Here is a 7,392-nt window from a genome sequence, read left to right on the forward strand (position 1 = left end):
GCTTTCATGCTTTAACAAACAATTTTCATTACTTATTCAAATAATAAGTAAATCTTATAAAACTATTTAACTAAGTGATAGATATCTTTTAATGCAAGGTGATGATCTTTAGCTAATTGTTTAGCACTTTCATATTCAGGATAAATATACTCCTGATGATCGTTATATACTTTTTTTACTTTCAATAAACCGTATGGTGTTTCTATAGTTGATAATTCACGTTTTAAAATGGTTCTTGATTCATGGCGATAGCGTACACCAATAGTAGATGTTTCTTTAAAAATAATATTTTGAATTTCTTTTAAATCATTTTCTTTTAAAATCACGCTTAAACGATAAGCAGGTCTATTTTTTTTCATATAAATAGGTGTATAAAAAACATCTAATGCGCCATGTTCAAATAAACATTCCATTGTGTAACCTAATACTTCTCCGGAAATATCATCTATATTACATTCTAATACAATGACATCTTCATTTTGTGCTTCTGTTTCACCTAAACTTACTTTTAAGACATTAGGGATTTTAAAGTCTTTTGTTCCACAACCCCAACCAATTTGTGAAACATTCATTGTTGGCATTGTTCCAAAACTTTCTGCAAGTTCACTAATAATTGCAGCCCCTGTTGGTGTAACCATCTCACCTTCAATATCAACTTGTTTCATTTTTACCTTAGGATCCGTAAAAATTTCACTCGTTGCGGGTACTGGAACCGGAATTGTCCCATGAGCGCATTCGACATAACCGTATCCATCATGAACCACACTACTATAAATAACATCAGGATTAATTTGTTGAATTAAAATAGCACATCCTACAATATCTACAATACTATCTATCGCACCAACTTCATGAAAATGAATTTCATCTAATGATTTTTGATGAACTTTACTTTCTGCCTTAGCAACTCTTAAAAAGATTCTTTTAGCTAAATCTTTTACCTTTTCATCTAATTCACTTTGATCAATAATATGATTAATATCATGTAAATTACGATGTTCATGATGGTGATGATCATGATGATGTTCATGATTTTCTAAAATAACATCTACATATGTCCCACTGATTCCATTTTTTACTGTTTTGTTAATCGTGATATAATAACCATCTACATGTAATTTATCTAATTCTTGTCTTAAATAATTTTCATCTTTTGTTATTTCTAATAATGCCCCTAATGTCATATTTCCACTAATACCACTTTGACAATCAAAATATAAAGCTTTCATTATTTCTTGCCTCCAATACAATTAATTGTATGTGCCATATAACCAGCACCAAATCCATTATCAATATTGACAACACTCATCCCACTAGCACAACTATTTAACATAGCTAGTAAAGCTGATAATCCTTGAAAGTTTGCGCCATATCCTACTGAAGTTGGAACAGCAATAATCGGTTTATCTGTTAATCCACCAATAACAGAAGCTAAAGCACCTTCCATACCAGCAACGACAACAATAACCTGTGCTTGTTTAATAACATCCATTTTATTGAATAAACGATGAATTCCAGCAACACCTACATCACAAACGAAATCAACATCATTTCCTAAAAAACGCGCCACATTCACCGCTTCTTTTGCAACAGGAAGATCAGATGTTCCGGCACAAACAACTGCAATTCTTCCTTTATTCTTTTCAAATTCTTGTTTTTGATAGATAAATGTTTTAGCATCTTGATCATATATAAATTCAGGAAATTGATTTTTTAATATTTCGTATTTTTCTTGATTTACTTTTGTAACTAAAATATGCATAGCTTGATGATCGAACATATTTTGAATAATGCCGGCAATTTGAGCAGCTGTTTTCCCAGCTCCATAAATAACTTCAGGTACACCTGTTCTTTTTTCTCGATTATAATCAATATTTGCATAGTCAATAGGATTTTCTATTAACTGTTTAGCTTCTTCTATTGTTAATTGATTATCTTTGACTTGTTGTAGAATATCTATTACTTTCATATGCTTGTAACCTCAAAGGAAGCTCTAAACCATATCTTTCTAATAAAACCTTATCTTGTAATATTTCTAATGTTGGAGCTTGCTTTATAACCTTTCCTTTATTTAATAGTATAATTTCATCACAAATATCTAAAGCCATATCTAAATCATGGGTCGCAAAAATAATTTGTTGCGACAATGAAGACATCACTTCAATAAGTAATCTTCTGCTTTTAGAATCTAGAAATGATGATGGTTCATCCATTAAAATAATATCCGGTTGCATCACCAATACAGTTGCTAGTGAAACAACTCTTTTTTGTCCACCTGATAAATGAGCAGGATTTCTTTTTAATAACTCTTCAATATTTAACTTACGTGCTATATCAAAAACAGCTTCATTAATGTCTTGTTTATCATAACCTTTATTTTTTAAACCAAAAGCAATATCTTGATAAACTGTAGACATAAACAATTGATGATCTGGATTTTGAAATACTAATCCTATCTTTTCTCTTACTTGTTTTATATTCTTTAAAATATTTTCATTATCTAATTCTATTTTTCCATCATATTCAACTAGATTTAATAATGATAATAATAATGTTGACTTCCCTGATCCATTTTCACCAATAATTCCTATACATTTTTGCTTATTAATATTCAAATTGACATCATCAAGTGCATGAACTCCTTGTGTATAATCAACACTTACATGTTGAAATGAAATCATATAAACACCACCTTTATCATTATAAATAAGCCTATAATAAACATCATTAAAAAATAATCTTCACTGTTTACTCTTTCATAATCATAAACTTGATTTTTTAAATCAAATCCTCTTATTTGCATACACTGATACACTTCTTGACTTCTTTGAAAACTGCGTAATAACAGACTACCTAAAAAACTTCCCATATCCTTTAATTCAATTCCTTTTTTACCTGGATTTCTAAGCATATAAGCACGTGACATCTCATTAGATTCATCAACCAATAAAAACAAATAACGATAAGTCATCAGTAAAATCATAACAAATAACACCGGCATCTTTAATCTTAGTAATTCTCTTACAATGCTTTCAAAACCAGTAGTCGCAATCAATAAAAAAACAATCAACACTGATAAAAATGTTTTTAACATCACTGCAATCATGGCTATAAACCCAGTTGTTAAAACAAGATGAAAAAAAACAACGTGTTCCCTCATCATCAATAGATCAGATAATCCAATACACAATGAAAAAGGTAAAGCAACGATACTTTTTTTTATAAAAAACAAAGCTGATATATGAGATAAAAAAATAAACATAAACAAAATCAAACAATAAACTAATAGTTCAACAATACTATGACTTGTTATTACACATACAATATATATAAATGTTGTAATAAGTTTAATAAAAGGATGTAATCTATGAATAAATGAATCAAAGTCAACCATTTCTTCTAAATGATTGACTTGTAATAAAGCATTAGTGATTTTTTTCATTTTTCTTTTTTAATACTACATATCCTACTAAACCGCCAAGCATACAAGTTGCTGCTACACCAAATATTCCTGATACAGTCGTTCCTGAAAGCGAATCTTTATTCTTAAATGAATAATCAGGTAATATTGTTATTTGATTTTGGATTTGTTTAATTTGATCTTTTGTTTGATTACTATTATCTATATCTTCTTTGCCTGTTATATTTAATATTGACCATTCTAAACCATCGGGTTGACCAGAAGCATATAAAGAAAGTCCCCCACCAACTAATAATGCTAAAGCAATAAAAACAGTCATTATCTTTTTAACTGGTGAAGATGTATATTGATTATTTAAAGCTTGAGTTAAAATTTGATGATTATCACGATAAACATATAAACAAATAAGTGATGTGATGACTCCTTCAACAAGACCAATAGCAAAATGAATCGGTAACATTAAAAGAACAAACTGATGAAATGGTAATTGTGTAACTTTTGAGCATACGGTTTGTAAAACAACAGAAAAGGCACCTAGTTCTAATGCTACAACAACACCTAGAATACTTGTTAAAGCAATCGTTATGGGATTATAGTTTTTCTTTAAAATTGGCTTGATAATCAATGGATAGACTATAAAGCATGGTATAACACCCATATTGAAAATGTTACACCCAAGAGCAAGTAATCCTCCATCACCAAATAATAAACATTGAATAATCAAAACACAGCTTAATGATATAAAAGCCGGAAAATAACCTAAAATCATACATAATAAAATAGCCCCACCAATATGTCCACTACTTCCTGTACCAGGAATAGTAAAATTAATCATTTGACATGCAAAAATAAATGCTGCCATGACTGCCATCATGGGAATCTTTTTTTCATCTTGATTTTCTTTCATTTTTTTCATTGAATAAACAAGCATAATCAATGAAATCATAGTAAAAACGACACCTATGTTAATGGATATTAATCCATCAGACATATGCATTAAAATTATATTCATAAATTCCTTTCCACAGTTCTACAAAACTCTTCATCCACTTCATGTGTTGGAATTATTTAAGTAAATCAATTAAATCATTTAAATAGTCATTCATTGTTTGGTTTTTCACACCCACAATTTTAGCTTTACTTTGAGCCATTGGAATAAAATATTTTACAGCTTCACTTTCATTCACTGCATAAGCCATCATTGGTGATATTTCACCATACATTGAATTAGCAAACGCAATTCCTATTGGACCAATAATAATGGATGCTTTTTTCGCATTATAAACAACTGCATTTTCACCAGTAGCAATAGCATCCGCACCACCTTTTTTTAAACTACTTGTGGCTGTCGCATTCGTTCCTACCCCAATAATAAAACAATCTGGAAAATGCTTTTTTATTGTTTCAATAATACTTTTACCAAGACCTCCACCTTGTCCATCAATGACTAATATCTCATTTTTGATCATAGCTACCACTCTTTATTCCTTCTAAATCTAGTGTAACAAAGCGAAATCCTAATTTTTTCAATTCATCAATTAATTCAGGATGTTTCAATACAACATCAAAGTCTTGCTTTTCAACTTCGATACGTGCAAGTTCATCTTGCACCCTTAATCTCATATGTTTGATACCTAATTGATGAAATAAACTTTCTCCTTTATTAACACAATCTAATTTTTCTTTCGTTAGTATTGTACCATAATCAAAGCGTGATGCTAAGCAAGAATTAGAAGGTTTATTATATGTAGGAATATGAAGTTGTTTTGAATAATAGCGTATATCTTCTTTCGTCATCCCTGCTTCATACAAAGGTGAGCATATGCCTAATTCTTTACAGGCTTGTAATCCTGGACGGTATTCATTACCATCATCAACATTACGACCATCTACAACATAACAAATACCATGTTTTTTTGCTTCATTAATAACTTGACTCATGACATTTTTCTTACAAAAATAACATCTTCTTTTATCATTAGTACGAAATTGTTCAACATCAAATACATTAACCGGTTTAATAACATGCCAAGTCTCTTTTAAATATTGATAAACATCATCTTGGTCTTCGTCAGACATCATTCTTCCCATACAATTGACAGCTAAAACATGATCCTTACCCAATGTATCTATTGCTACAGAGAGTAAAAAATTAGAATCACAGCCACCACTATATGCAATAGCTATATCTTTATATGATTTTAATATTTCTTTTAATCGATCAAGTTTATCCATATTATCACCTCGCTACAATTCTATATCCTCAAGTTAACTTGAGGTCAAGTTTATTTTATAAAAGTTTTATAATCTTCTAAATTCTTTTTTAATAATTCTGGTGTATCTAAATGGTATGGACAATGTTGTTTACATTTTCCACAATGAACACAGTTTTCAATTTTTTTCGTCTCTTCTTGCCATTTTGAAGATAGCCAACCTGATGTAGGCGCTCTTCTTAACATGAGTGACATGCACGCACATTGATTAATGACAATACCCTGAGGACAAGGCATACAATAGCCACATCCTCGACAGAATTGACCTGCTAATTCTTCTTGATCTTTTTGGATAACTGCCTTTATTTCCTCATTGATAACTGGTGGTTGTGTTTGATATGATAAAAATTCATCTAATTCTCTCTCTTTTTGAATTCCCCATATTGGTAAAACATGATCATATTGAGCTAAATAGGCATAAGCGACATCACTACGAGTAATCAATCCCCCAGATAAAGCTTTCATACAAATAAAACCAACATTTTTTTCTTTACATAATCTTACAAGTTCATGTTCTTCTTCACTAGCTAGATAGTTAAAAGGAAATTGCAAAGTTTCATATAATCCTGATTCCACTGCTTCATGAGCCACTTTTAATCCATGATTAGTGATTCCAATATGTTTAATCTTTCCTTGTTTTTTAGCTTCTAACATTGCTTCATATAACCCTGTTCCATCCCCTGGTTTAGGACAAAATGAAGGATTATGAAATTGATAAATATCAATATAATCTGTTTTTAAGCATGCTAAGCTTGTGTTTAAGTCTTGCCAAAATTGTTCGACTGTTGTAGCCATTGTTTTTGTGGCAATAATGATTTGACTTCTCACATCACTTAAAGCATATCCAATCTTTTCTTCACTATCACTGTATGCTCTTGCGCTATCAAAAAAGTTAATCCCATTTTGATATGCCTTTTGTAATATTACTTTTGCTTCTTCTTTATTTACTCTTTGTACAGGTAAAGCCCCAAAACCATTTTTATTGACTTCTATTCCTGTTTTCCCTAATTTTACTGTTTCCATTTTATTTCTCCCTTATTTTATCAATATCTTAATGCTTTTTTCATCAACTTACAATATACATTTTCATACATCCACTTTTCTTCTACATATTTTTCAAGTTCTTCAATTTTAATCCATTTTAATTCACTGTTTTCATCTTCTTTAACAATAAGTTGTTCTTTCGATGATGCTTCAAATAAATAAGTTACATTATAATGTAGATGTGATGAAACATACTGACCATGCTTGATATGTCCAAAAACAGGTAAAATTTCTAATGAAAAAATATGTTCATCAAGAACTTTAATATTCTGCAAACCACTTTCTTCTTTTACTTCCTTAAGTGCTACTTCTAAAAGATTACTATTTCCATCACTATGACCACCTAACCAAGAAAAAGATTGATAAATACGATGATAGCACATTAAAACAGCATCATGGGTTTCATTTAAAATCCATCCCGATGCACAAAAATGACCCAAAGTATTTTTTCTAGTAAAAACATCTGGCAAATTGAGGACATTCAATATTTGAGTTTGGTCTTGCTTTTCTTGATCATTTATTGGCTTGAATTCTCTTAATTGTTGATATATTTTCATTTTTACCTCCATTAAAAAACGAATAGATAACTATTCGTTAAATTTGGGCTATTCAAATAATTTAGGGGGTTCAACTTTGGGGGTCTACTTTAGGGGA

Annotated in this window: 9 protein-coding genes; all 9 read right to left on the reverse strand. The window is 30.1% G+C overall.

Annotated elements, in window-relative coordinates; all coding sequences use genetic code 11:
• Positions 1-62: 62 nt before the first annotated feature.
• From larC to DW911_RS09955, 9 genes are read right to left on the reverse strand one after another with little or no spacing between them, the layout of a single operon-like run.
• Complete coding sequence (gene larC, locus DW911_RS09915; RefSeq protein WP_118432437.1) at positions 63-1,229, reverse strand: nickel pincer cofactor biosynthesis protein LarC; 1,167 nt, start codon at positions 1,227-1,229, stop codon at positions 63-65.
• Positions 1,229-1,969, reverse strand: coding sequence for a nickel pincer cofactor biosynthesis protein LarB (gene larB, locus DW911_RS09920; protein ID WP_118432435.1), 741 nt, complete (start codon positions 1,967-1,969; stop codon positions 1,229-1,231). Before larB ends, larC begins: the two co-directional genes overlap by 1 nt.
• Positions 1,932-2,681, reverse strand: a complete 750-nt coding sequence (locus DW911_RS09925; RefSeq protein WP_118432433.1) for an energy-coupling factor ABC transporter ATP-binding protein — start codon at positions 2,679-2,681, stop codon at positions 1,932-1,934. The genes larB and DW911_RS09925 overlap by 38 nt, the downstream gene beginning before the upstream one ends.
• Entirely contained in the window at positions 2,678-3,442 is a 765-nt protein-coding gene (cbiQ, locus tag DW911_RS09930; RefSeq protein ID WP_118432431.1) for a cobalt ECF transporter T component CbiQ, read from the reverse strand. Before cbiQ ends, DW911_RS09925 begins: the two co-directional genes overlap by 4 nt.
• Complete coding sequence (locus DW911_RS09935; RefSeq protein ID WP_118607763.1) at positions 3,426-4,433, reverse strand: energy-coupling factor ABC transporter permease; 1,008 nt, start codon at positions 4,431-4,433, stop codon at positions 3,426-3,428. The genes cbiQ and DW911_RS09935 overlap by 17 nt, the downstream gene beginning before the upstream one ends.
• A 52-nt stretch (positions 4,434-4,485) precedes the next feature.
• On the reverse strand, positions 4,486-4,890 hold the full coding sequence (locus DW911_RS09940; protein WP_233543071.1) for a DUF3842 family protein: 405 nt from the start codon (positions 4,888-4,890) through the stop codon (positions 4,486-4,488).
• Positions 4,877-5,656 carry an ATP-dependent sacrificial sulfur transferase LarE gene (gene larE / locus DW911_RS09945; protein ID WP_233541835.1) on the reverse strand — a complete coding sequence of 260 codons (780 nt, stop codon included), beginning with the start codon at positions 5,654-5,656 and terminating at the stop codon, positions 4,877-4,879. Before larE ends, DW911_RS09940 begins: the two co-directional genes overlap by 14 nt.
• A 50-nt stretch (positions 5,657-5,706) precedes the next feature.
• Positions 5,707-6,717 carry an aldo/keto reductase gene (locus DW911_RS09950; protein ID WP_118607765.1) on the reverse strand — a complete coding sequence of 337 codons (1,011 nt, stop codon included), beginning with the start codon at positions 6,715-6,717 and terminating at the stop codon, positions 5,707-5,709.
• Between the two features lie 20 nt (positions 6,718-6,737).
• Positions 6,738-7,295: an NUDIX hydrolase gene (locus tag DW911_RS09955; protein WP_118607766.1), complete on the reverse strand. Its 558-nt coding sequence runs from the start codon at positions 7,293-7,295 to the stop codon at positions 6,738-6,740.
• Positions 7,296-7,392 lie beyond the last annotated feature (97 nt).

Source organism: Erysipelatoclostridium sp. AM42-17, from assembly GCF_003480255.1.
Taxonomy (GTDB): domain Bacteria; phylum Bacillota_I; class Bacilli_A; order Erysipelotrichales; family Coprobacillaceae; genus Faecalibacillus.

Bases quoted from the DNA above. Each gene is read 5' to 3' on its own strand.
- DW911_RS09925 (WP_118432433.1), bottom strand. From the start codon at position 2,681: ATGATTTCATTTCAACATGTAAGTGTTGATTATACACAAGGAGTTCAT.
- larB (WP_118432435.1), bottom strand. From the start codon at position 1,969: ATGAAAGTAATAGATATTCTACAACAAGTCAAAGATAATCAATTAACA.
- DW911_RS09935 (WP_118607763.1), bottom strand. From the start codon at position 4,433: ATGAATATAATTTTAATGCATATGTCTGATGGATTAATATCCATTAAC.
- DW911_RS09950 (WP_118607765.1), bottom strand. From the start codon at position 6,717: ATGGAAACAGTAAAATTAGGGAAAACAGGAATAGAAGTCAATAAAAAT.
- larE (WP_233541835.1), bottom strand. From the start codon at position 5,656: ATGGATAAACTTGATCGATTAAAAGAAATATTAAAATCATATAAAGAT.
- DW911_RS09940 (WP_233543071.1), bottom strand. From the start codon at position 4,890: ATGATCAAAAATGAGATATTAGTCATTGATGGACAAGGTGGAGGTCTT.
- cbiQ (WP_118432431.1), bottom strand. From the start codon at position 3,442: ATGAAAAAAATCACTAATGCTTTATTACAAGTCAATCATTTAGAAGAA.
- larC (WP_118432437.1), bottom strand. From the start codon at position 1,229: ATGAAAGCTTTATATTTTGATTGTCAAAGTGGTATTAGTGGAAATATG.
- DW911_RS09955 (WP_118607766.1), bottom strand. From the start codon at position 7,295: ATGAAAATATATCAACAATTAAGAGAATTCAAGCCAATAAATGATCAA.